At 65.3% G+C, this 25262-nt stretch carries 22 protein-coding genes and 2 tRNA genes; 14 read left to right on the top strand and 10 right to left on the bottom strand.

What is annotated here, in order from left to right:
* The first annotated feature begins 7 nt into the window (after nt 1-7).
* On the top strand, nt 8-838 hold the full coding sequence (locus ACSQ3P_RS31005; protein WP_436169255.1) for a helix-turn-helix domain-containing protein: 831 nt from the start codon (nt 8-10) through the stop codon (nt 836-838).
* A 37-nt stretch (nt 839-875) separates the two neighbouring features.
* On the opposite strand, the gene ACSQ3P_RS31000 is transcribed toward ACSQ3P_RS31005, so the two are convergent.
* Nucleotides 876-2186, bottom strand: coding sequence for an MFS transporter (locus ACSQ3P_RS31000; protein WP_436169254.1), 1311 nt, complete (start codon nt 2184-2186; stop codon nt 876-878).
* A gap of 103 nt (nt 2187-2289) precedes the next feature.
* Nucleotides 2290-3405, bottom strand: a complete 1116-nt coding sequence (gene argE / locus ACSQ3P_RS30995) for an acetylornithine deacetylase (protein ID WP_436169253.1) — start codon at nt 3403-3405, stop codon at nt 2290-2292.
* Between the two features lie 400 nt (nt 3406-3805).
* Between argE and ACSQ3P_RS30990 the strand changes: the two genes are divergently transcribed.
* Both ACSQ3P_RS30990 and ACSQ3P_RS30985 read left to right on the top strand, forming a co-directional pair.
* A tRNA-Gly gene (locus tag ACSQ3P_RS30990) sits at nt 3806-3880 on the top strand.
* A 288-nt stretch (nt 3881-4168) separates the two neighbouring features.
* Nucleotides 4169-4714, top strand: coding sequence for a hypothetical protein (locus ACSQ3P_RS30985; RefSeq protein ID WP_436169252.1), 546 nt, complete (start codon nt 4169-4171; stop codon nt 4712-4714).
* A 538-nt stretch (nt 4715-5252) separates the two neighbouring features.
* On the opposite strand, the gene ACSQ3P_RS30980 is transcribed toward ACSQ3P_RS30985, so the two are convergent.
* A complete protein-coding gene (locus tag ACSQ3P_RS30980; protein WP_436169305.1) occupies nt 5253-6455 on the bottom strand; it encodes an NAD(P)/FAD-dependent oxidoreductase in 1203 nt (400 codons plus the stop codon).
* A gap of 453 nt (nt 6456-6908) precedes the next feature.
* Between ACSQ3P_RS30980 and ACSQ3P_RS30975 the strand changes: the two genes are divergently transcribed.
* Both ACSQ3P_RS30975 and ACSQ3P_RS30970 read left to right on the top strand, forming a co-directional pair.
* A complete protein-coding gene (locus ACSQ3P_RS30975; protein ID WP_158516160.1) occupies nt 6909-7085 on the top strand; it encodes a hypothetical protein in 177 nt (58 codons plus the stop codon).
* A gap of 36 nt (nt 7086-7121) precedes the next feature.
* On the top strand, nt 7122-7709 hold the full coding sequence (locus tag ACSQ3P_RS30970) for an SCO family protein (protein WP_436169251.1): 588 nt from the start codon (nt 7122-7124) through the stop codon (nt 7707-7709).
* A 27-nt stretch (nt 7710-7736) separates the two neighbouring features.
* Here ACSQ3P_RS30970 and ACSQ3P_RS30965 read toward each other — a convergent pair whose 3' ends face one another.
* Nucleotides 7737-8249: a DUF4142 domain-containing protein gene (locus ACSQ3P_RS30965; RefSeq protein WP_436169250.1), complete on the bottom strand. Its 513-nt coding sequence runs from the start codon at nt 8247-8249 to the stop codon at nt 7737-7739.
* A gap of 940 nt (nt 8250-9189) precedes the next feature.
* Between ACSQ3P_RS30965 and ACSQ3P_RS30960 the strand changes: the two genes are divergently transcribed.
* Nucleotides 9190-9441, top strand: a complete 252-nt coding sequence (locus ACSQ3P_RS30960; RefSeq protein ID WP_436169249.1) for a hypothetical protein — start codon at nt 9190-9192, stop codon at nt 9439-9441.
* A gap of 113 nt (nt 9442-9554) precedes the next feature.
* Here ACSQ3P_RS30960 and ACSQ3P_RS30955 read toward each other — a convergent pair whose 3' ends face one another.
* From ACSQ3P_RS30955 to ACSQ3P_RS30945, 3 genes are all read right to left on the bottom strand, one after another.
* A complete protein-coding gene (locus tag ACSQ3P_RS30955; RefSeq protein WP_436169248.1) occupies nt 9555-10163 on the bottom strand; it encodes a hypothetical protein in 609 nt (202 codons plus the stop codon).
* Nucleotides 10164-10408: 245 nt separating this feature from the next.
* A tRNA-Ala gene (locus ACSQ3P_RS30950) sits at nt 10409-10484 on the bottom strand.
* Nucleotides 10485-10681: 197 nt separating this feature from the next.
* Nucleotides 10682-11080, bottom strand: a complete 399-nt coding sequence (locus ACSQ3P_RS30945) for a TIGR02300 family protein (protein WP_436169247.1) — start codon at nt 11078-11080, stop codon at nt 10682-10684.
* Between the two features lie 165 nt (nt 11081-11245).
* Between ACSQ3P_RS30945 and aroA the strand changes: the two genes are divergently transcribed.
* The 3 genes from aroA (at nt 11246) to ACSQ3P_RS30930 (ending at nt 14178) form a co-directional block, all read left to right on the top strand.
* Nucleotides 11246-12586 carry a 3-phosphoshikimate 1-carboxyvinyltransferase gene (aroA, locus tag ACSQ3P_RS30940; RefSeq protein WP_436169246.1) on the top strand — a complete coding sequence of 447 codons (1341 nt, stop codon included), beginning with the start codon at nt 11246-11248 and terminating at the stop codon, nt 12584-12586.
* Nucleotides 12583-13236: a (d)CMP kinase gene (gene cmk / locus ACSQ3P_RS30935; RefSeq protein WP_436169245.1), complete on the top strand. Its 654-nt coding sequence runs from the start codon at nt 12583-12585 to the stop codon at nt 13234-13236. Before aroA ends, cmk begins: the two co-directional genes overlap by 4 nt.
* A 126-nt stretch (nt 13237-13362) precedes the next feature.
* On the top strand, nt 13363-14178 hold the full coding sequence (locus ACSQ3P_RS30930) for a DUF1194 domain-containing protein (RefSeq protein ID WP_436169244.1): 816 nt from the start codon (nt 13363-13365) through the stop codon (nt 14176-14178).
* 10 nt (nt 14179-14188) lie between these two features.
* Here ACSQ3P_RS30930 and hrpB read toward each other — a convergent pair whose 3' ends face one another.
* From hrpB to ACSQ3P_RS30915, 3 genes are all read right to left on the bottom strand, one after another.
* On the bottom strand, nt 14189-16696 hold the full coding sequence (gene hrpB / locus ACSQ3P_RS30925) for an ATP-dependent helicase HrpB (RefSeq protein ID WP_436169243.1): 2508 nt from the start codon (nt 16694-16696) through the stop codon (nt 14189-14191).
* Between the two features lie 189 nt (nt 16697-16885).
* Complete coding sequence (locus ACSQ3P_RS30920; RefSeq protein ID WP_436169242.1) at nt 16886-17674, bottom strand: class II glutamine amidotransferase; 789 nt, start codon at nt 17672-17674, stop codon at nt 16886-16888.
* A 177-nt stretch (nt 17675-17851) separates the two neighbouring features.
* Nucleotides 17852-18331: a hypothetical protein gene (locus tag ACSQ3P_RS30915; RefSeq protein WP_436169241.1), complete on the bottom strand. Its 480-nt coding sequence runs from the start codon at nt 18329-18331 to the stop codon at nt 17852-17854.
* Nucleotides 18332-18466: 135 nt separating this feature from the next.
* Between ACSQ3P_RS30915 and ACSQ3P_RS30910 the strand changes: the two genes are divergently transcribed.
* From ACSQ3P_RS30910 to dnaN, 5 genes are all read left to right on the top strand, one after another.
* Nucleotides 18467-19891 carry a sodium:proton antiporter gene (locus ACSQ3P_RS30910; RefSeq protein WP_436169240.1) on the top strand — a complete coding sequence of 475 codons (1425 nt, stop codon included), beginning with the start codon at nt 18467-18469 and terminating at the stop codon, nt 19889-19891.
* 190 nt (nt 19892-20081) lie between these two features.
* Nucleotides 20082-21071 (top strand): threo-3-hydroxy-L-aspartate ammonia-lyase, encoded by a 990-nt coding sequence (locus tag ACSQ3P_RS30905; RefSeq protein ID WP_436169239.1) that lies wholly within the window; start codon nt 20082-20084, stop codon nt 21069-21071.
* A gap of 298 nt (nt 21072-21369) precedes the next feature.
* Complete coding sequence (rpsT, locus tag ACSQ3P_RS30900) at nt 21370-21636, top strand: 30S ribosomal protein S20 (RefSeq protein ID WP_092173014.1); 267 nt, start codon at nt 21370-21372, stop codon at nt 21634-21636.
* Between the two features lie 794 nt (nt 21637-22430).
* The gene (gene dnaA, locus ACSQ3P_RS30895; RefSeq protein ID WP_436169238.1) at nt 22431-23954 is read left to right on the top strand and encodes a chromosomal replication initiator protein DnaA; all 1524 of its coding nucleotides are present in this window, start codon (nt 22431-22433) and stop codon (nt 23952-23954) included.
* 151 nt (nt 23955-24105) lie between these two features.
* Complete coding sequence (dnaN, locus tag ACSQ3P_RS30890) at nt 24106-25221, top strand: DNA polymerase III subunit beta (protein ID WP_069689241.1); 1116 nt, start codon at nt 24106-24108, stop codon at nt 25219-25221.
* The last annotated feature ends 41 nt before the right edge of the window (nt 25222-25262 follow it).

Below are 25262 nucleotides of genomic sequence, written 5' to 3'. Positions count from 1 at the left end.
TTCTGCCATGGCGCGCATCGATCCACTCAATGTGGCCCATTACTGGCGGGACCACCGCTGGGATGGCTTGAGCCTGATGCACGCCGACTTCCAGACGCAGCACTATGCCCCGCATCGCCACGAGGCTTTCGTCATCGCCGCAACCGAGTTTGGCGGCTCCGTCTTCCGCAGCAGGGGGCTTGTCGAACAGGCGAGCGCCTCCACCCTGCTGGCCTTCAATCCCGCCGAGCCGCATTCGGGCGGAATGGGAGCAAGCCCGAGATGGCGCTACCGCTCGCTCTATCTCGAGCAAGCCGCGATCGACGCGGTGGCGCGGGGGCTCGGCATCGACACGGTGCCCTATTTCACCCGGAACCTGTTCCCCGATCTCGACCTCATCTCGCGCTTCCTGTTGCTGCACGGCGTGCTCCAGGATGGGCGCGACGCGCTCCAGGCCAATGAGCTGATGATCTCGACATTCGCGATGCTGTTTGCGCGCCATGGCAGCGGCGGCGGCCGCATCGAGCCGGCGCCGCGTGATCGCGCCCGGCTGAAGATGGCCCTCGAGATGATACGGGCGAGGCTGAACGAGGCTGTCTCCCTGTCCGATCTCGGCCAGGCGCTGGCGCTGACCCAGTATCAGGTCATCAGCCTGTTCAAGCGGACGACGGGGCTGACGCCCCATGCCTATGTCACGCAGCTTCGCCTGGATGTGGCTTGCCGCCGCCTCGGCCAAGGCGCTGGTATCGCCGATGTCGCGGTTGATTGCGGCTTCTACGATCAAAGCGCCCTGACCCGGCACTTCAAGCGCTGCTACGGCGTGACCCCGCTGCAATTCGCCACCGCCGCTCGCAGCTGAATGGGCCGGGGAGCGATCGACCCCGGCCCTTGATCGATCAGCCTTCGCGACCGGCCGGAGCCAGGATCGGATCGGGCATCCCGCGGCTTTCGGACGCCCCACGCGGGCGGCCATGCAGCGCCAGGATGATCGCGGCGCTGAAGGCCACCGCCGCGGTCACATACCAGGCCGGCGACAGGCCGTTGCCGGTCCTGGCGATGAGCCAGGTGGCGATGAACGGCGCAAAGCCGCCGAATATCGTGACGGCAAGATTGTAGGCGATCGAGGTTCCCGTCGAACGGATCTCCGCCGGGCATATTTCCGCGATCGCGGCCGGCGCGGTTCCGGTGAAGGCCGCGATCAGGGTCGCGAAGACGATCTGGAAGGCGAGCAGCGACCATAGCGTCGGCGACGCGCTGAGGAGCGCGAGCAAGGGATAGGTCAGCACCACGATGGCGAGGGCGGGACCGACCAGAAGCGGGCGGCGGCCGATGCGGTCCGACAAGGCTCCGAAGACCGGCGCCAGCACGAGCAGCACGACCAGGCTGACCGCATTGGCCAGGAAGGTCGTGCTCTGCGGCAGGTGGAGCTGGCGCACCGCATAGGTCGGCATGTAGATCAGGAAAAAATAAGTGCAGACGGTCCAGGTGATCGTGATGCCGAAACCCGTGGCGATGCTGCGCTTATGGAAGCGCAGTGCCTCGCTCAGCGGCGAACCGGGCAGCTTGTTGGCGGCTTGCGTGAACTCCTCGGCTTCCTCGGTCTGGGCGCGGATATAGAAGCCGACAGGGCCGATGAGCAGGCCGAGCAGGAACGGAATGCGCCAGCCCCAGCTCTCCAGCGCTTCCTGGGAGAGCAGGCCGGTGATGGCCGCGCCCAGGAGCGAGCCGAGCAGCAAGGCGCAGGCCTGGCTGGCCTGCTGCCAGCTCGCGAAGAAGCCTCGGCGGCCTGGCGGCGCATGCTCGACGAGGAAAGCTGTCGCGGCGCCGATCTCGCCCCCGGCCGAAAAACCCTGGATCAGGCGCGCCAGCACGATGATGGCGGGAGCCCAGGCGCCGATGCTGGCATAGGTCGGCGCGAAACCGATCATGGCGGTACCCAGCGCCATCAGCAGGATCGTCACCGACAGCGCGAATTTGCGCCCCCTGCTATCGGCCATGCTGCCGAGCACGATCGCGCCGACGGGCCGCATGAAGAAGCCGACGCCGAAGGTCGCGACCGTGAGAAGCAGCGACACCGTCTCGTCGCCGGCGGGAAAGAAAAGCCGCGAGATGATGATCGCGAAGAAGCCATAGACCGCGAAATCGTAGGTTTCGAGCATATTGCCGATCGTCGCCGCGATGATGGCGCGACGGGATTTGGCACGCATGGGCGCCGAGATTGGCCCGGACTGTCCGAGGCCTGCTTGCATCTGTTCTGCCGACATGAAGATCCCCTTGTTTTTGTGTTGCCTTAAGCTGTTTTGTGTTGCCTCAGGCCTCGGCCCATTGCGTCGCGCGAGCGAGGAAGCGCATCGCTTCCTCCAACTGTTCCGCCGCGATCCATTCATCCGCCTGATGCGCCTGCTCGATCGAGCCCGGGCCGCAGACCACGGTCGGGATACCCGCCGCCTGGAAGAAGCCGGCCTCGGTTCCAAAGGGCAGCTCCATCAGCGGCAAGGTCGCGCCGAGCTCCTGGGCGATCGCGAGCGCCGGATTGTCCGCCTCCGGCCGCAGCGGCGGGATCGTCACGGTTTCCCGGGTTTCAGGCGGCAGGCCCGGCGGCGCGGCGCGCGCGATGAACGCCTCGGTCGTGCTCCTCAACGCAGTGATGTCGGCGCTCGCGGCCGGCCGTATCTCCCAGAGGACCTCGCAGCGGCCTGGCACGACGTTGATGCCGGTCCCGCCGGAGATCTGGCCGACATTGAACGTCGTCCGGTCGTCGCCTTCGGCGTCGTGCGCCCCATGCCCGTCGAGAAGGCCGACAAAACGCGCCGCAGCCGCGATGGCGCTCACCCCCCTGCCGGGATTGCCGGAATGCACGGCATGGCCGTGGAAAACCGTCCGGAAGCCGAGATAGCCGCGATGGCGATCGCCGATGCGCATGCCGGTGGGTTCGCCGACCACGACGAGTGCCGGCCTGGACAGGTTTGCGACGAGATCAGCGACGAGCCTCGGCACGCCGAAGCAGCCGACCTCCTCGTCATAGCTCAAGGCCAGGTGGACCGGGCGCTTCAATCGCGCCTGGCCCCATTGCGGCGCGAAAGCCAGGCAACAGGCGACGAAGCCTTTCATGTCGGTCGCGCCACGCCCGTAGAAGCGGCCGTCGCGCCGCGTCAATTCGAAAGGGTTGCTGCTCCAGCTCTGGCCGTCGACAGGCACGGTGTCGGTATGGGCGGAGAGCACGATCCCACCCGGCGCATCCGGCCCGAAGCTGGCGAGCAGATTGGCCTTGGCGCCGCCGCCGTCATGCGTGAGCCGGATTCTGGCGCCGGCGGTTTCGAGCAAGGCCGCCGCCCAGCCCACGAGCTCCAGATTGGAGTTGCGGGAGGTCGTGTCGAAGGCGACGAGACGGTGGAGCAAACCGGCGGGCGTCATCGCATCGCTCATGCCGCCCGCGCCCTGGCCGATGTCAGGCGCTCCTGCGATCCTCCGGACAGGGCGCTGCCGGAGCCGATGCCGACGGGTTTCGCCGGTGCCAAGAGCTTCGCAGCGGGCCTCAGCTTATCGGGGTCGTGATGGTGGAATCTGTGCGCCATGCCCTGCCAGCCATTTCGAGCGTGCCGGGCAGCGTGATGCGGAGGCGCCTGATGCTATTGGTGAAAATCGAGGGTTTGGGAAAAGAACCGCCGCCTCGTCATCTCCCTGGCCAACCGGCGATGCCGCTTTGCCAGGGAGATGACCGCGCGAATCGAGATCGTGCATTGGCCCTTATTGGGAGATGACTCGCGCCGGCGATCCCGCTATGGAGGGCGATGTCGGCGGCAGGCGCATGCCCGCGAACCGGCATGCGGGCGTAGTTCAGTGGTAGAACGTCAGCTTCCCAAGCTGAATGTCGTCGGTTCGATCCCGATCGCCCGCTCCATTTTATCCCGGTATCTCAATATCTTAGAAAGCGACCGTCGCCCTAGCATGGCTGTGGTCGCGAATGACCGGTCGATTGCCCGTGCCCTGTTGGTCGGCGTCCGAAGCGATTTCATCAGGGAAAAGATCAGAGCCGATTTTGACCCGAACGCATGATGGGTTAGGCGTTCCCAGCGATCAAGATCACGCGCGGCTAACTATTAATGTGCAGCTTGGTCAGGACGCCGCGATATAGTCTTGCATCAAGATCGTAAATTTCGCGAGGCATTCCCGATCCGGAGAAAGTCAGATGTCGATTTGGACTCTCATTCGCTTCGGGAGAGAAGCCAGAAGGATGCTTCGCCAAATCGAAGCCGAGCTTGAGAGCACCTTCATGCAGTTTGTGATGATGCCGGATGACAAGCGCTTCCTTGTCTCGACCTACATGGTCCAGACGATCCAGAAAGCGATCCCAGACTATGATTTCCGGCGGCAGTTCTATGCGCAGTTCGTGGCGCACATCATCCACCTGTCCGATGAATCCATCGGAGTCGAAGTGATCTCATATCGGCAGTTGCGCGATCGGTCGAAGGAGCAGGGCGACCATGAAGCGGAAATCGCATTCAATCTCCTTATGCTGTTCTATTCGCTGTTTCTAATTCGATACCGATCGCAGGATTTCAGTCGCATCTTCACCGAACGATCACGCTCGATGAACGATGTCATCCAGAACTTCCTAGCCACCAAGCTCGATCAGGTGGCCGGCATGCGAGTGGACACGGCCTCCGAAAGCTTCCGGTTCGCTGCTAACGCTAGGGCGAACGGAACCGTCGTCCCAACGAAGGGGATGCCTTAGGGGCTGGCTTTCGCGATATCTACTTCCCACCCCTCGTCCGACCTTCCGAACGTCTGCAAACGGGCAAGGCCGCCCCGCTCTTCTCGGACCCGTTAGGGCGCCCTCGGGCGGATACCAAGCGTCTGATTAGTGTCATCTCCGCACTTGAGTGCATACGCTCAATCAGCGACAATGTTAACGCGGGCGGTGCCATGAGATATTTTTGTTTCGGACCCGAAAAACATGCAATTGCTGCCGCTATATGAGGTGATATGGACGATAGGGCGACTCTGATCTATAGGATAGTCGATAGGTACGATGTGACTTTGCCGCCGAGCGGCAAACATTACTGGAGATACCAAATTTAGACATACTCTCTATTGAGATTGGGGGAGAAATTACGCCAATGCCGGCTCCATCCAACGTGCCCCTCAAAGGATCACAGTCTCGGTAGGCATCCGCGGTAGGGGAGCCCCGAACTTTCCGGCATGGTCCGGCTGGGGACACCGTCGTGCATTCTCAATCGTTCAGGAATTTCCCCTGGCGCTGCGCAAGCATCTCAGCCGGTGCGTTCGGCGATGGCGGTCCCTGCCGCCCAGCCTGATGACCATGCCCATTGGAAGTTGTAGCCGCCAAGCCAGCCGGTGACGTCGACCACTTCACCGATGAAGTACAGGCCGTCGACTGTGCTTGCTTCCATAGTCCGTGAGTTCAGACCGGACGTATCGACGCCACCGAGCGTCACCTCCGCTGTCCGGTATCCTTCCGATCCGATGGGCATGACGTCCCAGCCCTGAATGGTGGACGCGATCGCGGCGAGCTTCTTGTCGCTTGCGTCGCCGATGGGTCCCGCCCAGCCATGGGCATCGGCGAGATAAGCCGCCAATCGCTTCGGCAGGATATCACCAAGCGTATTGGCGATGCTTCTGCGGCCGTTATCCTGTCTGGAAGCGCGCAACGCGGCGAACACGTCCTGCGTGGGCAGGAAGGCGATCCTGATCGGTGCTTTCTCGCGCCAGTAGGACGAAATCTGCAGGATCGCGGGGCCGGAAAGTCCGCGATGCGTGAACAGCAGCGCCTCGTCGAATGTCGCCTTGCCGCACGAGACGCGCGCAGCCGCGGCAACGCCGGCCATGTCGCGAAACCCGGCAAGCACGTCTTCACCGAATGTCAGCGGCACCAAAGCCGGGCGTGTCTCCGTCACCGCCAGACCAAACTGGCCGGCGATCTGGTAGCCAAGACCGGATGCCCCCATTTTCGGGATCGATTTTCCTCCGGACGCAACGACGAACTGCCGGCACCGAATCTTTGTAGCGCCATCGCCGCCAAGCGTGACTGCAAAGCCGCCGTCAACCCGCTCAAGGCTTTGCAGCGTGGTTTTGAGGCGCAGCTCGCAGGCCGCGCGCGCCATCTCGTCCATCAGCATTGCGATGATGTCCTTGGCGGACTCATCGCAGAAGAGCTGCCCGAGCGTCTTCTCGTGATAGGCGATGCCGTGTTTTTCGACCAACGCCACGAAATCATGCTGCGTGTAGCGGCCCAACGCGGATTTGGCGAAATGCGGATTATTCGACGAAAAATTGCGCGCGCTCGTACCGATATTGGTGAAGTTGCAGCGGCCCCCGCCGGAAATGCGGATTTTTTCGCCGGGCGCTTTGGCATGATCGACGATGAGAACACGCCCACCGCGCGATGCGGCATGGATCGCGCACATCATTCCAGCAGCACCGGCGCCCAGGACGACAGTGTCGAAACGCTCAATCGACATCGAATGCTGCTAGCCTCGGAAGAGCCCTGACGGGGCATTGCGCAGCGTTTCGGGTGGCATCGCGCTACGCTTAAGCTTCGGGTAGATGATCCGCGCCCCTCCATCAACCGATGAGATCGCGAGCGAGCGTCTTATCGCAATCCAGCCATTCCGCCGGTCCATCTGTACGGGAACACAGGCGCAGTATTTCAATGGCTTGGTCCCGCTTCCCAAGCTGAATGGCGTTGGTTCGATCTCGATCGCCCGCTTCATTTCCCGTATCTCACGCGATTTCGCTTCGCTCACCGCTCCGATGGGGCGGCCTGACCGGCCGGCGGGCAGTCGCCCTTGCGAACCCTTCGGGTTCGACCTCGCTCCGCTTCGTCGCTCCAATCCTCCCCAAACGCTCATGACCTGCGTCACGGAGGCCGCTTCCGGCGGCGGCCGCGCGGGGGTAAGAGTTAGCGCATGACGCAAGCGCAGGACGATCCGCAGCAGGATACGGCCCCGCCGTCGCGAGCGGGCATCCTGCTGCTCGCGGGCGGCGCGCTCGGCCTGCTTTTGACCGGGCTCTTGCTGTGGTGGCGCGAAGGCGATCGGCTTTTCACCGATGGCCTCATCGCCGCCCTCGTCGCCTGCTTCTGAGCCCCGTCCAAACGCCCTGAAACCGGATCGTCCGCCGTGCAACGCCGCCTCATCCTGCCCCTGATCGTCTTTCTTCTGGGGGCGCTTGCGCTCGCCGCGGCCGCGATCATCACCTTTTCGCCGACACGACAGAATCAGACCGGGACGGCGAGCGTTGGTGGGCCATTCTCGTTGACGACGCCGGACGGCAAGACGCTGACCGACAAGGAGCTGCGCGGCGCGCCCTTCCTGGTGTTCTTCGGCTTCACCCATTGCCCCGACATCTGCCCGACCAAGCTGTTCGAGATCTCGGAGATGCTGCGCGCCGCCGGCGCCAAGGGCGAGAAGCTGCGCGCGCTCTTCATCAGCGTCGATCCCGCGCGCGATACGCCGGAGACCCTGAAGAGCTATCTCGGCAGCTTCGATCCGCGCATCGTCGGACTGACCGGCGATCAGGCGGCGATCGACGCCACGGTCAAGGCCTACCGCGCCTACGCCAAGAAGGTCCCGCTCAAGGATGGCGACTACACCATGGACCACACCGCGCTGGTCTATCTGATGGGCAAGGACGGCAACTTCATCGGCGCCTTCAACAGCGAGCGGCCGCCGGCCGAGGCTGCAGCGGAGTGGCTGCGGCATCTATAAGGCTCGCGCTGCCGCGCACGGCGCAAACTAAGCCGGCAGCTTGTTCATGAGTTCCAGCTGAGCCAGGTGCTCTTTGATATGGCCGCGAATCAGCATCGCGATCGAGCGATGGGTCTGATTCTTGCCGTTGGTCAGATAGACCTCCTGGATTTGCAGAAGCCGCTGGTGGCCCTCGACCTGCCCTTTCACATAGGCCTTGTCGAATTCCGGACCGTTCGGCATCGCCTTCAGAATCTCGACCATGGCTTTCGCCTCGGCAGTCAGGGGTGGAGGAGCGGTCTCCGACATGCCGGTGGCGGCCTTGACCACGGATGCCGCCACCTCTTGCTCAGCCGCCTCGAACTGGGCAAATCGTCGGACATTCGCATCGACGGCCTTGGTGGCCGCCGCGCGGCTTGCCTCCAGCGACGTCGCGCTCGCTTCCAGGGTTTCCGCCGCATGTTTCTGTTCAGGTGACATCCCAGCCGGCGCGCTTTGTCCAAGTGCTGCCGAGGGGAGAGCAGAAACCATGGCTGCTTGCAGAAATGACCGGCGATCCATGAAACTCTCCCCAGATTAGCTAAAACTTAAAAGGGGTGAACTTCCGCCAGCGATGAATGTTCATTTGCGCGCGAAGCTTGGTATCCGCAGGTTACGGACCTGCCCAGACCGGCATCAACTGGTGAGGCTGCTTGATTGCGACGGATGCCGCCCCGGCCACCATTCGATCACGGCGCATTCGGACGATGCCGTCCGAATGCGAATAACGTGATCGATTCTAAAAGCTTGGAGCATTGCTCCCACGAAAAACCGGTACCCACTTTTTCGCGCAATGCTCTGGGAGGGGAAGGGCCGGGGCGGCAAGGCTGCGCAAACGCGATGCCCGATCGGTTAGTCGCGGCAGAACGGCAACAGGTTCACGAGCACGCCACATTCCGGATCGGGCGCCTGGAGCGCTTTCGAGCGAAGGGGGCACCGGTTCGCTCGCGACAAACGCGAAGCGTTTGCGCGGAGAAAGCGCGCTCCAACACAGGGCAAGCGGCCATGCCGAGCGTCGCGGCCGCACAGACTGCTGCCTTAAACGTGCCAGCATCGATGTAGCCTTTCGACATAAGGCTGCCTTCGAGGGTCGGGAGGATGCCGGGCGAAACTCCAGAACCGAACGTTGTCGAACATGCTGCTCGCCATGCTGACACTGATGATGAAAGCCGTCAGACGCCGGCGTGCGCGCTCCAACCGGCGGCGCAGGCGGTAGGGCGTTTTCGAGCGAGCGACCCGGCCGGATCGGAAATGCTCGAGAGCCGGATCAATGCGAAAAACCGGCTTCCACTTTTTCGCATCCTGCCCCAGCCGCAGCCAGGCACTCCCCGTGAAGACGGCGTTGGCGCGGGATTTGCTCCTCATGCCCGGCGAGGCTTCTTAAGGCTCGGGTAACCATGAAGCATCACTTTTGAGCGGAGAGAGGCCACCCCCGGCGCAGAGCCACCTTGGGAGTGAATTCATGGATGCCTTTACGATGGTCATCATGGCCTGCGTGTCGGGGGAGCCGACCTGCACGGCAACGCGAATCAGCGAGATGGGCTTCACCAGTGTCGAAGCCTGCGAGGCCCGGATCGACGAGATCACGCGCTCCATGACCAAACAGCTCGCCACTCATCAGGAATTCAAAGGTCGCGAAGTGACCTATGACGTCTCCTGCCTGGACAGGGCGCAGCTCCGGCGACAGCTCGGTGTCACGCAGGCTGATACTTAGCAGCGGTCGTAGGGCGCGGCTTGCCAGCTGATTCGCCGGTAACCGTCACCAATCTTCATCGGTCGCGGGTAAAGGCTGGGATCAGCGTGCCCTTTCAAAGGCGCATCGCCCCCTCATGGCCACGGCGTTGCCGACTCCGGCGCGTCTCCTGTCAAGCTGAGGTTCTGAACGAAGATCACGCGCGAGAGGCTGAAGACACGCACGAAGGTTGCTTGCGGCTCCCACCAAGGCTCCACGACGGTGCCCCAGTAGTTCATGGCCACGTGCGGCAATCGCAGCAGCTTGGCCCGGACAAACAGCTCCTCCAGCGCCCGCTGCTGTTGTGCCGTGCCAAACAGCTGGAGATGCAGGGAGGGCGGGCTGCGCGTCTCCCAGTTCGTCGTTTGGCCCCAGCCCATTGCCCCTTCACCAAGCCGGCTGGCGAGCCGCAAGCTCTCAGAAGTGGGCTCGAACCCGACACTGACCCGCATTTGCCTCAATGCACTTTGCGTGTCCGCGCCCAGTCTCCCCGAAAACTGGACCTTAATGTCTGCGGGGTGGCCGGGGTCATCCATGTCACAGCGAGTGTTCATGGCGTCTAGGCCGACGAAGCCTTGCACCACATGGTTCTTGCGCGAGAACTCGTCCCATAGGTCTGAGGTCCACTCCCCGGGCAGGGTGGGAGGTGGCGTGTCCTTCTTGCTCCAGAATCCCAAGGCGCCCCCCAACAGCGAGTTCCGCATGCACTATGGAGGTCCTTTTGTGACCGTCCCGTGCGAACCGCACAAGACGTTCAGCCACCTCCCGAGTGGTTCTGGCGAAAGCTCGGTGTCGCGCAGGCCGATACTTGCCACGGTCGCGGGGCGTGCTGCCGGCTGATTCGCCGGAAACCGTCGCCAATCTTGATCGATCGGGGTAAAGACGGGGATAGTCCCGGTCGATCCCGGGCAATCCTGCCTCGTTCCAGCTATTCAGCTTGGAGAAGAAATGGTGGAGCCAGGCGGAATCGAACCGCCGACCTCTTGAATGCCATTCAAGCGCTCTCCCAACTGAGCTATGGCCCCACGCTAGCCGGCTGATTTGGGGGTCAGCCGGGATATTCCCGGGCGGTCATGCCTCACCTTTGCGGTGATCGACCGTCCCGTCCTTGTCGCCGCTGCGAGCGGCGAAGCGCTCTATAGGCGGGAGTGCCGGAAGACTCAAGCGCTGAATGTCGCCTAATCGTCATTCCTTCACAGGGCCCGCCCAGAGGGCGGAATCCTCAAACGTCCTCGTCGCCCTCGATGTCGCCATCGATCAGGTCGGCGACGTCGTCATCGCCTTCCTCGTCTTCTTCGAGGAAGGTGTCGTCCTCGGGGGCGATGTCGTCGTCCTCGACTTCGATATCGTCCTCGCTGGTGACGACGGCCTCCTTCTCGGTGGCTTCCGCATCGGCCTCGTCGAGCGAGACGAGTTCGACTGCGCCGTCGGCGACCTCGATCTCATCCTCGTCATCGGCAGGCTTGGCGGCAACGGCCGCCGCCTTCGCCTGGGGCTCGAACATCGAACGCGGGAACGTCTGCCCGGTATAGGGCGAGACGATCGGATCCTTGTTCAGGTCGTAGAATTTGCGGCCCGTTGTCGGGCAAACGCGCTTAGTTCCAAGTTCCGGTTTCGCCACTGCGTCGGACCTTCAATCATTCATGTTCTGAAAAGCAGGCGCGTCCGTTAGTCGGGGCAGGCGGCCCTGTCAAATGTTGATTTCGCCCCGAGGGGCGCGTGACGCCTGGCTAAGGGTCATGCTAGGCAGCCCGCGCTTCCCCGAGACCAGCCGGCAGAGACCAAAGTGGCCCACGCGCAGCCCCCGATCCCCGTCACCGCACGCAGCAGGGGCCCACTTGCGGGACGCGTGCGCGTGCCCGGCGACAAGTCGATCTCGCACCGCTCGCTCATCTTCGGCCTGCTCGCAATCGGCGAGACGAGGATCAGCGGCCTGCTCGAGGGCGAGGACGTGATGCGCACGGCCGATGCCGCGCGCGCGCTCGGCGCGATCGTCCATCACGACAGGCCGGGCAGCTGGCGCATCCGCGGTGTCGGTGTCGGTGGCTTGCGCGAACCCGGCGGCGTACTCGATTTCGGCAATGCCGGCACCGGCTCGCGCTTGATGATGGGCGTTTGCGGCGCCCACCCGATCACCACGGTTTTCGACGGCGACGCCTCGCTGCGCAAGCGCCCGATGCGGCGCATCCTCGACCCGCTCGAACTGATGGGCACGACGATCGTCGCGCAGGAGGAGGGCGGGCGCGTGCCGCTGACCCTGCGCGGGCCGAAGGAGGCGGTGCCGATCACCTATCGCACGCCGGTCACCTCGGCGCAGATCAAGTCCGCCGTGCTGCTGGCGGGCCTGGCCGCTCCCGGCGAGACGACCGTGATCGAAACGGAGGCGACGCGCGACCATACCGAAAAGATGCTGACGCATTTCGGCGCGGATGTCTCGGTTTCGCCGGATGGAGCGCATGGACGGCGCATCATGCTCAAGGGCCAGCCCGAATTGCAGGCTGCGCCGATCGTGGTGCCGGCAGACCCGTCCTCGGCCGCCTTTCCGCTGGTCGCGGCCCTGATCGTGCCGGGCTCGGACATCCTGATCGAGAGCGTGATGACCAATCCGCTGCGCAGCGGGCTTTTGACCACTTTGCGCGAGATGGGCGCGGATATCAGCGTCGAGAGCGAGGCGAATGAGGGCGGCGAGGCGGTCGCGACGCTGCGCGTGCGGGCCGGCGCCCTGAAGGGCGTCACGGTTCCGCCCGAGCGCGCGCCCTCGATGATCGACGAATATCCGGTGCTGGCGGTCGCGGCCTCCTTCGCCGCGGGCACGACGCGGATGCGCGGCCTGCAGGAACTGCGCGTCAAGGAATCCGATCGCCTGGCTGCCGTGGAGGCCGGGCTGAAGGCAGCCGGCGTCATTTGCGCGATCGAAGGCGACGATCTCATCGTCGAGGGCCGTGGCGGCGAGGTTGCCGGCGGCGGCCTGGTAGCGACCCATCTCGACCACCGCATCGCCATGAGCTTCCTGGTGATGGGGCTGGCGACGCGGCAACCGATGACGGTCGATGACGGCGCGATGATCGCGACGAGCTTTCCGAGCTTCGTCGCCTTGATGAACGGGCTTGGAGGCGACATCGCATGAGCCGCAACGATGGGCGGGAGCGGCTTGTCATCGCGGTCGACGGTCCCGCCGCCTCCGGCAAGGGCACGTTGGCGCGCCGGCTCGCCGCGCATTACGGCCTGCCCTATCTCGATACCGGACTGCTCTACCGCATGGTCGCGAGGGCCGTGCTCGATGCAGGCCACGACATCCAGGACGCGGACGCCGCAGCGGCAATCGTCGCGAGCTTCGATGAAGCCGCCTTTCCCGAAGACAGCTTGCGCGGGCGCGAGATCGGCGAGGCCGCCTCCGTCGTCGCGGCGATGCCGGCCGTGCGCAGCGGTTTGATCGCGCGCCAGCGCCGCTTCGCCGGGCAACCCGGCGGCGCGGTGCTGGACGGGCGCGATATCGGCACGGTGATCTGCCCGGAGGCGGGCGCAAAACTCTTCGTCACCGCCACGCCCGAAGTGCGTGCCGCGCGCCGCCATCGCGAGCTGACGGGACGCGGCGAGCCTGCCACTTTCGAAGGCATCCTGGCCGATATCCGCCGGCGCGACGCGCGCGATTCCGGTCGCAGCGACGCTCCCCTCAAGCTGGCGGAGGACGCCGTCCTGCTCGACACCTCGGCCCTGACCATCGAGGAAGCGGCCGCCGCCGCGATCGGCATCGTCGATGCCCGTCGCGTCGGCTGACGATCCGCAGGCCAATCCAAGTCACGAGAATGCGATAATAAGCGACTGAGCCTGCCCAGCTTTCGCCCTTGGCGGGGATCGAAACCGAGCGCACACTGCCATCACGATAGGATGACGGAGGTGGCGATGCGGCGTTGGCTGTTCGGTCTCTTGAGTCTCACGGCGGCGAGTCTGCTGACCGGTACGGCGCCCAGGGCGCAGCAAGCGCCTGTGCCTACCGAGGAGGTCGATGTCGCGCTCGTCCTGGCGCTCGACGTGTCCTATTCGATGGATATCGACGAGCTCGCCTTGCAGCGAAACGGCTATATCGAGGCCTTCCGCTCGAAAGAGCTGCATAACGCCATCGCCAAGGGGGCGATCGGCAAGATCGCCGTGACCTATTTCGAATGGGCCGGCGGCGATTTCCAGCACATCGTCAAATCCTGGACCATCATCGACACGCCGCAATCGGCGCTGGCCTTCGCCGAAGAGCTGGGCGAGGCGCCGACGCGGCGTGGCCGGCGCACCTCGATCTCGGGGGCGATCGACCTCGGTATGGCGCTTCTGGAAAAGTCCAACGTCACGGCGATGCGCCGGGTCATCGACATCTCCGGTGACGGCGCCAACAATGACGGGCGCCCCGTCACCGCCGCGCGCGATGCCGCCGCCGCCAAGGGCATCAACATCAACGGCCTGCCGATCATGCTGAAGCAGGCGAGTTATTTCGATATCGACAATCTCGACGTCTACTACAAGGACTGCGTGGTCACCGGCATCGGCGCCTTCGTGATCCCGATTCGCGAGCGCCATCAATTCGTCGATGCGACGCGGACCAAGCTGGTGCGCGAGATCGCCGAGATGCCGCGTGACGGCGAGGCGCTCGTCCAGAAGGCGCAGTCGACCGGCCAGAACCCGAGCTGCCTGGCGGGCGAGCGGCAATGGCGCGACCGAATGGGGAATTGAGACGGCCGCCTCATGTCCCGCGCGGCTTCGCCCTTGTCGTCGGCGGGGCGGCGGCCGGATCGTCCGGCCAGGGATGGCGCGGGTAGCGGCCCTTCATCTCGGACTTCACCGCCGACCATGAGCCGCGCCAGAAGCCCGGCAAGTCGCGGGTGATCTGGATGGGCTTGTGCCCCGGCGAGAGCAATTCCAGCACCAGCGGCACGCGCCCGCCGGCCAGCGCAGGGTGGAGGCCAAGCCCGAAGAGCTCCTGCACCCGCACCGAGATCGTCGGGCCGGCCTCGGCGGCATAGTCGACTGCGAGATTGGAGCCTGTCGGCGCGGTAAAATGCGTCGGGGCCTCGGCATCGAGCCGGCGTTTCAGATCCCAGGGCAAAAGCTCGATCAGCGCCGCATCGAGATCGGAGGCCTGGATCGCCGCAAGCGAGGCGCGCCCCAGAAGATGCGGCGCGAGCCATGTCGCGGCATCGGGGCCAAGCCCCTCATCCGTCAGATCGGGCCAGGGATTGTCGCCACCCGAGGCCAGCATCGCCTTGCGCAGGAAGTCGACGCGCCCGCGCAATTGCATTTGTGCCTTCGTCCAGGGCAGGAGCCCGATGCCGAGCGCTGCAATGCCCCCGGCCAGCGCCGTGGCGTTGTCGAGGGAAGCCTCGACCGGCAATGGCCGTTCCGCCAGCAGCAGCGCGCCATAGCGCCTGACGGCGCGGACACGCAGCGCGCGCGCGGCCCGCTCGAATGTGACCTCGCTGCGCTCCTCGATCGTGAAAGGCGCGAGCCCCTCGCCCGCGAGCCAGAGGATGTCCGCCTCCGTGATCGCCACAGCCGCCATGATCCGCGCCTGCTGGGCGGCCCCGGTCATCTCCGCCACCACGAGCCAGGGCTCGCGTGCCAGCCGCTGGGAGGGCTCCAGCGCCGCGCCGCGGCCATTGGCGAGCAGATACTGGCCGGAGCCCGCGCTGCGCGCCCTGGCGATGCGGTCAGGATAGGCCAGCGCCAGCAAGAGGCCAGGCCGCAGCGCCAGCTCCCGCAGCTTCGGACGCGCCTTCTCCGCGCTGCGCGCCCAGCCTTCGGCCAGCCGGCGCATATCCGCAGCGCGGCCGCCGCGCTCGCGACCGAGTCGCTCCAAGCGCTCGGCCAGATCGATCGCATCGCCGCCCAGCCCGCGCTCGACCAGCAGCGCGGCAAGCGCGGCGGCCGGGCTCGCTTGGCCGAAGCCCGCGGCGGCCACGACCATGCGCGCCAACCGGGGCGGCAGCGGCAGCGCCTGCAGCGCCTTGCCTTCCGGCGTGATGCGGCCATCGCCGTCGAGCGCGTGCAGCGTCGTCAGCAGGGCGCGCGCCTCCTTCAGGGCAGGTGCGGGCGGCGTATCGAGGAAGGCGAGGCTCGTCGGGTCGGTCACGCCCCAGGCAGCGCAATCGAGCAGCAGGGGGGCAAGGTCGGCGGAGAGGATTTCGGGCCGTGCGAAGGCCTCCAGCGCGCCGGTGCCGGCCTCCTCCCAGAGCCGGTAGCAGATGCCGGGCTCGGTGCGCCCGGCGCGGCCGCGACGCTGGTCGGCCGCTGCGCGGCTGACGCGGCGCGTCTCCAATCGGGTCACGCCGATATCGGGCTCGTAGACCGGTACGCGGGCAAGGCCTGAATCGATCACCACGCGCACGCCCTCGATCGTCAGCGAGGTTTCGGCGATGGCGCTCGCCAGCACGACCTTGCGGCGGCCCTTGGGCGCAGGCAGCACGGCGCGATCCTGCTCGGCCTGGTCGAGCGCGCCATAGAGCGGCGCGATCTCGACGGAAGCCTCGCGGATGCGTTCGCGCAGGCGCTCCTCGACACGGCGGATCTCGCCCTGGCCGGGCAGGAAGACGAGCAGCGAGCCCGCCTGCTCGTTCAGCGCCAGAAGCACCGCATCGGTGACCTGATCCTCGATGCGCTTCAGCGGATCGCGGCCGCGATAGCGCGTCTCGACGGGAAAGGCCCGCCCCTGGCTCTCGATCACGGGCGCTTTGCCGAGCAATCGCGCCACGCGCGCGCCGTCGAGCGTCGCCGACATCACCAGGATGCGCAGATCCTCGCGCAGGCCTGCTTGCGCATCGAGCGCCAGCGCCAGGCCGAAATCGGCATCGAGCGAGCGCTCGTGGAATTCGTCGAAGAGCACGGCCGCGACTCCCTCGAGCCCGGGATCGTCGAGGATCATCCGGGCGAAGACGCCTTCGGTGACGACTTCGATGCGGGTCTTCGGGCCGATCTTGGAGCCGAGCCGGACGCGCAGGCCGACCGTCTCGCCAACGCGCTCACCCAGCGTCTGAGCCATGCGGTTGGCGGCCCCGCGCGCCGCCAGACGGCGCGGCTCCAGCAGGATCAGCTTGCCGCCCTTCGTCCAGGGCTCGTCGAGCAAGGCGAGCGGCACGCGCGTGGTCTTGCCCGCGCCGGGGGGGGCGACGAGGACGGCGTTGGGCCGCGCCCGCAGCGAGGCTGCAAGTTCGTCCAGGACGGCATCGATGGGGAGCTTCGTGTCGAAGGCGCGCATGACGTCTCGCCTGTGGCGCGACGGGAGGCGAAGCGCAAGCCTTTGAGCGGAATGCGGCGCCCGGGTTTCCGGCAAGGCCTGATGCTCAACCGGGACGCTTGCAACAGGAATCGATTGCCCAAGGCCGACAGGATTCGGCAGGATCGCGCGGGCCCGCTGAAGCAGGCCCCGCTTTCGAGAGACCCAGCGTCAGGCGGCCTGCTTCAGCCCGACCTCGAAGGGCGACAGCACGACCGCACCATTGCGCACCGTGACCAGCGTGTTGGCCGGCAGAGCCTGCCAGCAATCGCGCGCGGCATCGACCGGCTCGGAGGCGATGATGACGCTGTCGCCGCGGTCGCAGAGATAGAGCGTCGGCGGCTTGGGGTCGGAGGACCAGCGCACGGCATGGACGCTGTCGCCATCGGCAAGCGCCGCAGCGCAGCGCAAGGGCTCGCGGATGCCAGCCTGCTGCATCAAGGAAAGCGCTTCGCCCAGCGCCCAGGCGAGCGCTTCGCCAGGCGCCATTCCGTCGGCCATGCCGGCCAGGGTGAGCAGGAAGATCGCCTCGGAATCGGTCGTGCCGACGCGGACGCCATAGAGCGCATCCGGAATCAGGCTCTCCAGCTTGCGGCGGATCAGGCCGTAGCCGCCGATCTGGCCGTTATGCATGAAGAGGTGGTGGCCATGGGCGAAGGGGTGGCAGTTGGCCCGCGTCGTCGCAGTGCCGGTCGCGGCGCGGACATGGGCGAAGAACAGATGCGAGCGGACCTGGCGCGCGATCGAGAGCAGGTTTTCGTCCGCCCAGGCGGGCCTGACCTCCCGGTAGAGCCCAGGCTCCGGCCTGTCGCCATACCAGCCGACGCCGAAACCGTCGCCATTCGTACCGGTCTTGGTTTCCTCGGCATGGAGCGATTGGTGGATCAGCGAATGGCAGGGTGCCGCGACGAGATCCTCAAGAAAGACTGGCGCGCCTGAATAGGCGAGGAAACGGCACATGTTCGGTCCCGAATCGGCCGCGGCCGGGGTGCCGCTAGGAGGAGATTATTCTACAGGGATGAATGCCGGCATAACAATCGACCAATGCGGGTCATTCCGCATCTGCGCAGCGGCGCGCAGTGCCGCTGCGCAGATGCGGAACCGCAAGACGCGAAGGCGCCTCATCCTGACGACGGGCTACTCGCCGCAGCTGAAATCGAGCTTCGCGCTCTTGGCGCTGCGGCCGACCTTGACCTCGATATCGAGCGGCGCGCAGGTCGCGTTGTCGAGCAGGAAAGCCTTGTGGATGCGCCCGCTCTCGCCGAACAGGAAACCGCCATAAACGCGCCGCAGCAGGGTCTTCTCGCCGGTCTTGGCGCTCTGCTTGACCGTGATGGAGGCAAGGTCGCGGGCGATCTTGTCGGAGGATTTGGTGTTCTTCGCGCCGGTGAACACCAATGTCACCAGGACCGCATCTGCCGGCTCGCCGGCATCGCCCTCGCCGATGACCGTGTTGTGCAGCGCCTTGTTGGCGCCGATGAGATTATCCGAGAGCTTGCCGGAGCGTTCGAGGAAGATCTGGGCCCTGATCTCGGCGACCGCGACCTGGGCGAAGACCGGGCTGACCAGGGTCGGGGCGAAGATAAGGGCCAGCAGAACTGGCAGAAGCGCTCGCATCCTCGAAATCCCCCGTCGTCTCTCGTTGCGTCAACCGGGCCTATACTGATTTGGCCCTCGGTTGCTAGGCTTTCGGTCCTCGTCTAACCAGCTAGGCTCGGCGATGATGACAACCACGCGAAAAGCGGGCGGGGAATGGCTTTGGCGAGCTTTCTGACACGAACCGGCGCGGTGCTCGCGCTATGCCTGATCTCCAGCGCGGCGCTGGCCGCAGGCGATATCGGCGGCGCGACGATGGGAGCGGCCTGGGCGCTGCCCTTCGCCGGCATGCTGCTCTCGATCGCGCTCGGCCCCGTGCTGTTCCCGCATTTCTGGGAGCTGAACTACGGCAAGTTCGCTGCTTTCTGGTCGGTGCTGGTGCTGGCGCCGCTGGTCCTGTCGCGCGGCTTCGACCCGGCGCTGGGCGCGCTCCTGCATATGGGGCTGCTCGACTATATCCCCTTCATCATCCTGCTCTTCGCCCTGTTCACGATCGCTGGCGGCATCCTGATCATGGGCAATCTGCACGGCACGCCCGCGACCAACACGGTTCTTCTGGCGATCGGCACGCTGATGGCGAGTTTCGTCGGCACCACGGGCGCCTCGATCATCATGATCCGTCCGATCCTGCGCGCCAATGATGCGCGGCGCCGCAATGTCCATGTCGTCGTGTTCTTCATCTTCCTGGTCTCGAATATCGGCGGCTCGCTGACGCCGCTCGGCGACCCGCCATTGTTCCTCGGCTTCCTGCGCGGGGTGAGCTTCTTCTGGACGACCACGCATCTGCTGCCGGAGACCGGCTTTGCCGTCATCGTGCTGCTCGCGCTGTTCTATGGGCTCGACAGCTGGTTCTACCGCAAGGAGGACGGCCTGCCGCCGCTCAAGGACCCGACGCCGGACCGCGACATCAAGCTCTATGGCAAGGTCAACATCGCCCTGCTCGGCGGCGTCATTCTCGCCATCCTGATGTCGGCGAGCTGGAAGCCGGGCGTCGCCTTCACCGTGCACGGCATCGCGGTGGAATGGCAGAACCTGGCGCGCGACGTCATCCTGCTCGCGCTGGCGGGACTTTCGCTGAAGCTGACGCCGGGGCCCGTGCGCGCCGGCAACGAATTCAGCTGGGGGCCGATCAAGGAGGTCGCGAAGCTCTTCGCCGGCATCTTCATCTGCATCATCCCGGTGCTGGCGATGCTGCAGGCGGGCCGGAACGGAGCCTTCGCGCCGCTGGTCGCGTTGGTGACGAACCCGGACGGAAGCGCCAACAACGCCGCCTATTTCTGGCTCGCTGGCGGCCTGTCCTCCTTCCTCGACAATGCGCCGACCTATCTCGTCTTCTTCGAGCTCGCCGGCGGCGATCCGCAAAAGCTGATGACGACGGGCGCGCTGACGCTGACGGCGATCTCGGCCGGCGCGGTCTTCATGGGCGCCAACAGCTATATCGGCAACGCGCCGAACTTCATGGTCTATGCCATCGCCAAGGACCGGAAGGTCGCGATGCCGAGCTTCTTCGGCTACATGCTCTGGTCGGGCGCGATCCTGATCCCGCTGTTTCTGGTGCAGACGCTGATTTTCTTCAGGTGAAGCGGCGATCTCGTCACGCTCGGGCCTGATCCGAGCGTCTCTTGCCGGGAGCTCGGGTTCCCACGGCTTGCATTGCGGCTTGCGCGTCGATCAACGCCACGCATGGCTGATGTCACCGTCTCTGACTTGAAGCGGGACTGCCTGTGCTGGCAGATAGCGTTGAGACGATCACGCCGCAGGATACATTTCCATGACCGACGCAACCGCCAGCAAGCCCTCCCTGCCGACCTATGCCGATGTCGAGGCGGCAGCAGCGCGCATCAAGGGCGTCGCCCACCATACCCCGGTCCTGACCTCGGCCACCGCCAACAGGCGCACTGATGCCAGCCTCGTCTTCAAGGCCGAGAACCTGCAGCGCATGGGCGCCTTCAAGTTCCGCGGCGGCTATAATGCGATCGCCGCATTGTCGCCGGAGCAGAAGCGTGCCGGCGTCGTGACCTATTCCTCGGGTAATCACGCCCAGGCGATCGCACTGGCGGGCAAGCTGCTCGGCGTGCCCACCACGATCATCATGCCGGAGGATGCGCCGGTGGCGAAGGTCGAGGCGACGCAGGCCTATGGCGGCGAGATCGTGCGCTATGACCGCTACAGCCAGGACCGCCTCGTGATCGGCGGCAGGCTCGCGGCCGAGCGCGGCCTGACCGTGATCCCGCCCTATGACCACCCTCATGTCATCGCCGGGCAGGGCACGGCGACCAAGGAGCTGATCGAGGATGCCGGCCCCCTCGACATCCTGCTGGTTTGCCTCGGCGGCGGCGGCCTGCTGGCTGGGGCGGCCTTGGCCGCCAAGGCGCTGAATCCGGGCTGTCGCGTCTTCGGCGTCGAGCCCGAGGCCGGCAATGACGGCCAGCAATCCTTCCGCTCCGGCAAGATCGTCAAGATCGCGGTGCCCAAGACGATCGCCGACGGGGCGCAGACCGCCTTCCTGGGCGATCTCACCTTCCCGATCATCCAGACCCTGGTCGAGGACATCGTCACCGTCAGCGATGCGGCGCTGATCGACGCGATGCGCTTCTTCGCCGAGCGGATGAAGCTCGTGGTCGAGCCGACCGGATGCCTGGCCGCCGCCGCCGCATTCACCGGCGCGGTGCCGGTCGCGGGCAAGCGCGTCGGTGTGATTTTGAGCGGTGGCAACGTCGATCTGGCGAGCTTTGCCCGTTTCATCGCGCCGATCGGTTAGATCACGTCGCATTCGGACGGAAACGTTCGAATGCGAAAGAATGTGATCGGCTCTAAAAGCTGAGAGCATTGCTCTTGCGAAAAACCGGTGCCCACTTTTTCGCGCAATGCTCTTAAACCTGCGGGCGCGTGCCATTCCGGCGTTGACGCCGGGCGCGGCAGCGACTATACGCCTGCCTCTCGCGACGGTCCGCGCAAGCAACGGCCGCCGCCCACGCATTTTCCATCACGGTCGCGGTCCGACCCCGCCAGGCACATAGCCTGAGGCGAACGGACGCGATGAGAACGAGGACGTTTCGATGGCCAATACGACGTCGGCCAAGAAGGCCACGCGCAAGATCGCGCGTCGCACCGAGGTCAATAAGGCGCGCCGCTCGCGCATGCGCACCTTCCTGCGCAAGGTCGAGGAGGCGATCGCCTCCGGCGACAAGAGCGCCGCTGCCGACGCTCTGAAGGCTGCCCAGCCGGAGATCATGCGGGCTGCTCAGAAGGGCATCGTTCACAAGAATACGGCGTCCCGGAAGGTCTCGCGCCTGGCGCATCGGGTTGGCGCTCTCGCCTCCTGATTTTCGCTATTCCGCAGAACGGATTTTCGACTGAAAAACCCGGCCGTGAGGCCGGGTTTTTTCGTTGGCTGCAGACCGGGCTGTGACCCGGCTGCTACAGCGCGCGAATGATTGATTCGGATCGCCTGTCAGCAAGATTCTGCAATCTTTCCACGGCTTTGCGGGCTTGACTCCAGGAGCGCTCTGAGGGCGCAAAATCGGCCTCTCCGGCGCTTTTGACCGCGCAGCGAAAGCGCTTATTTTTCATGAGTTTAGCGGGCAAAGGATTTGGCCCTCGGGATTCCCTCCGACTCTCCTCGGGCGGATGGCACATTTGGAAAAAAAAGATTCGCCCCCGGCAGCATGGGGCATCCGTAAAGAAAATCTTAAGTTCCACAACCAATTGCACGGTGAATGCCGGTAGGTCAGGCTACCCCTTTCGGGCCTCGACTCTCGGAAGCCGGCTGAAGGGGATGTTGATCCCTTTCGAGAGCGCCCTGTAAGGTCATTTTCATCGCCGGGCGGACAGCAATGGCCACCGGGGATTTCCGAAGAAATAATAGTGTTTTGGCTCGCGACCTAGGGGGGTTGGAGGATGCGGCTCTTTGTCTTGTCAGGTTGAGATGAAGTGCGGCCTCGTCTCGCGGCGGGCTTTCCAAGCGTAATCGACAGGAGCGAAGGCAGGCCCCCTGCGAGCGCGCAGCGTTCGTGGGAAGCCTGATCTATCGACCGGACAGTAGCGCCGGCGAGGCTGCCGCATTGCGGCGGTTCTCGCTCACGCGCGCCAATTTTTTAAAAGAAACGGGGCAACACACATGTTTGAACGGCAGGAGACGGTGGAAGCGATCGAGGCAGTGGCGGCGCCCCTTCCTTTGGTTGCGGCCACGATCACGGAGACGATAGCCCCCCTGCAGGGTTCGCTCGGGGAGGCCTGGGACCGCGTTCGCCGCCGCTTGCGTGCGGAGCTTGGCGAGGACGTGTTCTCGAGCTGGTTCGCCCGCGTCGAGATCGGCGGGCTCGTCGACAGCGTCGCCTATCTGACCGTGCCGACCCGTTTTCTGAAGAGCTGGCTCGAGGCGCATTACGCCGAACGTCTTCAGGTCAATTGCCAGGCCGAACTCGGCGCCGTGAATGGTGTCATCCTGTCCGTCCGCCAGGTCTCGCGTGACAGTGCGCCGGCCCCGGTGCGGGAGACGGTTGCCGTGCGTCCGCGCTCTGCGGTGGCTGCGCCCGCGGCGGCTTCCACTGAGGTCCGCCACGGTGAGGCCGCGACGCCGTGCGAGCGCGACATCGTCGACGCTTGCGGCACGCTACTCGACCGGCGCCTGACCTTCGAGAACTTCATCGTCGGCAAGTCGAACCAGCTCGCTTTCGCGGCTGCCGAGCGTATCGCTGCGGCTCCTGCCGGATCGACGCCCTACAACCCGCTCTACCTTCATGCCGGTGTCGGCTTGGGCAAGACGCATCTGCTGCAGGCGATCGCTCAGGAAGCGCGCCGCCAGGGCAAGCGCGTCGCTTATTTCACCGCCGACCGTTTCATGTACGGCTTCGTCGCCGCGCTGAAGTCGCAGACCGCGCTCGCCTTCAAGGAGAAGCTGCGCGGCATCGACCTGCTCGTGGTCGATGATGTGCAGTTCATCCAGGGCAAGTCGATCCAGCAGGAGTTCGGCCATACGATCAATGCGCTGATCGACGCCGGCAAGCAGATCGTCGTGGCCGGTGACAGGCTCGCCAACGACCTCGAGGCCCTGGACGAGCGCATCCGCTCGCGCCTGGGCGGCGGGCTTGTGGTCGAGGTCGGCGATCTCGACGAGACGCTGCGCGGCAAGATTCTCGGCGGCCGGTTGGCGGCGCTGCATGCCGCCCATCCGAATTTCCACGTCAATCCCGATGTCGTCGCCTATGTCGCTTGCGTCGTCGCCACCAATGGCCGCGATCTCGACGGTGCCGCCAACCGCTTGCTCGCCCATGCCACGCTGTCTGGCCAGGCGGTCACCCTGGAAACGGCCGAGGCCGCGATCCGCGATCTGGTGCGGACCCGCGAGCCGCGCCGCGTCAAGATCGAGGACATCCAGAAGCTGGTCGCGACGCGCTACAATGTCAGCCGGGCCGATATCCTTTCGGAGCGGCGGACGGCGGCGGTGGTGAAGCCGCGCCAGATCGCGATGTATCTCTCCAAGGCGTTGACCCCGCGCTCCCTGCCCGAGATCGGCCGCCGTTTCGGCGGGCGCGACCACACCACGGTGCTGCATGCGGTGCGCAAGATCGAGAAGCAGATCACGGAGGATCGATTGCTCCATGACGAGGTCGATCTCTTGAAGCGCATGCTGCAGGAGTGAGCGGCGGGCATTGAAGCCCCTCCGCCCGCTTTGATTGTGATTGCCGGCGCGCCTGCCCTTGCGCCGGTGGCGCGCCTCCGGCAATGTCGCGGGCCATTCCGCCGCCCGCGCCTCCTTGGCCGGGCGCAATCACGCCAGAAGACTAAGAGATATGAAGGTCACGGTCGAACGTTCCACGCTGCTGAAGTCGCTGGGCCACGTGCATCGCGTGGTGGAGCGCCGCAACACGATCCCGATCCTGTCGAACCTGCTGCTCAGCGGAGCGGAGGCCGGCCTGAGGCTCAAGGCGACCGACCTCGATATCGAGGTCGTGGAAACGATCGCCGCCGATGTCGCTGAGCCCGGCGCGACGACCGTCCCGGCGCACACGCTGTACGATATCGTCCGCAAGCTGCCCGACGGCGCGCAGGTCTCGCTCGAGACGACCGGCGAGACCGGGCTGACCTTGCGATCGGGCCGCTCGCGCTTCCAGCTCCAGACCTTGCCGGAAAGCGACTTCCCGGACATCACGGCCGGCGAGATGGCGCATCGCTTCGTGCTCCCGGCCGGCGAGTTCAAGCGCCTGATCGACAAGACGCAGTTCGCGATCTCGACCGAGGAGACGCGCTATTATCTGAACGGCATCTATCTCCACACGCTCGATGTCGAGGGCCGCAGCCTGCTGCGCGCGGTCGCCACGGACGGCCATCGCCTCGCCCGCGTCGACACCGCAGCGCCTGCAGGTGCCGCCGGCATGCCGGGCGTCATCATCCCGCGCAAGGCCGTCTCCGAAATCCAGAAGCTGCTGGAGGATGGCGAGACCGAAGTGGCGATCGAATTGTCCGCGACCAAGATCCGCGTCGCGACTCAGGCCGTGGTGCTGACCTCGAAGCTGATCGACGGTACCTTCCCCGATTATCAGCGCGTCATCCCCAGCGGCAACGACAAGCGATTGACCGTCGACAAGGGCGATTTCGCGGCCTCGGTCGATCGCGTCTCGACGATCTCCTCCGAGCGCGGCCGGGCCGTGAAGCTCTCCATGGCCGATGGCCGCATGACGCTCTCGGTCACCAATCCCGATTCCGGCTCGGCGACCGAGGAGATCGAGGTCGACTATGATTCGAGCCCGCTCGATATCGGCTTCAATGCCCGCTATCTCATGGATATCGCCGCCCAGCTCGATGGCGACACAGCCCTGCTCAAGCTGGCCGATCCCGGCTCGCCGACCGTGATCCAGGATCGCGAAGGAGCGTCTGCCCTCTATGTGCTGATGCCGATGCGGGTTTAGAGCCTTGCGCGAAAAAGTGGGTACCGGTTTTTCGCATGAGC

The organism is Allobosea sp. LjRoot9 (genome assembly GCF_964252745.1).
GTDB lineage: Bacteria > Pseudomonadota > Alphaproteobacteria > Rhizobiales > Beijerinckiaceae > Allobosea.
Note: the sequence above shows the minus strand (reverse complement) of the source record. Positions and strands in the feature narration are given on the sequence as shown.

Excerpts from the sequence above, each read along its gene's own strand:
- ACSQ3P_RS31005 (WP_436169255.1), top strand. The coding sequence starts at position 8 with ATGGCGCGCATCGATCCACTCAATGTGGCCCATTACTGGCGGGACCAC.
- ACSQ3P_RS31000 (WP_436169254.1), bottom strand. The coding sequence starts at position 2,186 with ATGCGTGCCAAATCCCGTCGCGCCATCATCGCGGCGACGATCGGCAAT.
- argE (WP_436169253.1), bottom strand. The coding sequence starts at position 3,405 with ATGAGCGATGCGATGACGCCCGCCGGTTTGCTCCACCGTCTCGTCGCC.
- ACSQ3P_RS30985 (WP_436169252.1), top strand. The coding sequence starts at position 4,169 with ATGTCGATTTGGACTCTCATTCGCTTCGGGAGAGAAGCCAGAAGGATG.
- ACSQ3P_RS30975 (WP_158516160.1), top strand. The coding sequence starts at position 6,909 with ATGACGCAAGCGCAGGACGATCCGCAGCAGGATACGGCCCCGCCGTCG.
- ACSQ3P_RS30965 (WP_436169250.1), bottom strand. The coding sequence starts at position 8,249 with ATGGATCGCCGGTCATTTCTGCAAGCAGCCATGGTTTCTGCTCTCCCC.
- ACSQ3P_RS30960 (WP_436169249.1), top strand. The coding sequence starts at position 9,190 with ATGGATGCCTTTACGATGGTCATCATGGCCTGCGTGTCGGGGGAGCCG.
- ACSQ3P_RS30955 (WP_436169248.1), bottom strand. The coding sequence starts at position 10,163 with ATGCGGAACTCGCTGTTGGGGGGCGCCTTGGGATTCTGGAGCAAGAAG.
- cmk (WP_436169245.1), top strand. The coding sequence starts at position 12,583 with ATGAGCCGCAACGATGGGCGGGAGCGGCTTGTCATCGCGGTCGACGGT.
- ACSQ3P_RS30930 (WP_436169244.1), top strand. The coding sequence starts at position 13,363 with ATGCGGCGTTGGCTGTTCGGTCTCTTGAGTCTCACGGCGGCGAGTCTG.
- hrpB (WP_436169243.1), bottom strand. The coding sequence starts at position 16,696 with ATGCGCGCCTTCGACACGAAGCTCCCCATCGATGCCGTCCTGGACGAA.
- ACSQ3P_RS30920 (WP_436169242.1), bottom strand. The coding sequence starts at position 17,674 with ATGTGCCGTTTCCTCGCCTATTCAGGCGCGCCAGTCTTTCTTGAGGAT.
- ACSQ3P_RS30915 (WP_436169241.1), bottom strand. The coding sequence starts at position 18,331 with ATGCGAGCGCTTCTGCCAGTTCTGCTGGCCCTTATCTTCGCCCCGACC.
- ACSQ3P_RS30910 (WP_436169240.1), top strand. The coding sequence starts at position 18,467 with ATGGCTTTGGCGAGCTTTCTGACACGAACCGGCGCGGTGCTCGCGCTA.
- ACSQ3P_RS30905 (WP_436169239.1), top strand. The coding sequence starts at position 20,082 with ATGACCGACGCAACCGCCAGCAAGCCCTCCCTGCCGACCTATGCCGAT.
- rpsT (WP_092173014.1), top strand. The coding sequence starts at position 21,370 with ATGGCCAATACGACGTCGGCCAAGAAGGCCACGCGCAAGATCGCGCGT.
- dnaA (WP_436169238.1), top strand. The coding sequence starts at position 22,431 with ATGTTTGAACGGCAGGAGACGGTGGAAGCGATCGAGGCAGTGGCGGCG.
- dnaN (WP_069689241.1), top strand. The coding sequence starts at position 24,106 with ATGAAGGTCACGGTCGAACGTTCCACGCTGCTGAAGTCGCTGGGCCAC.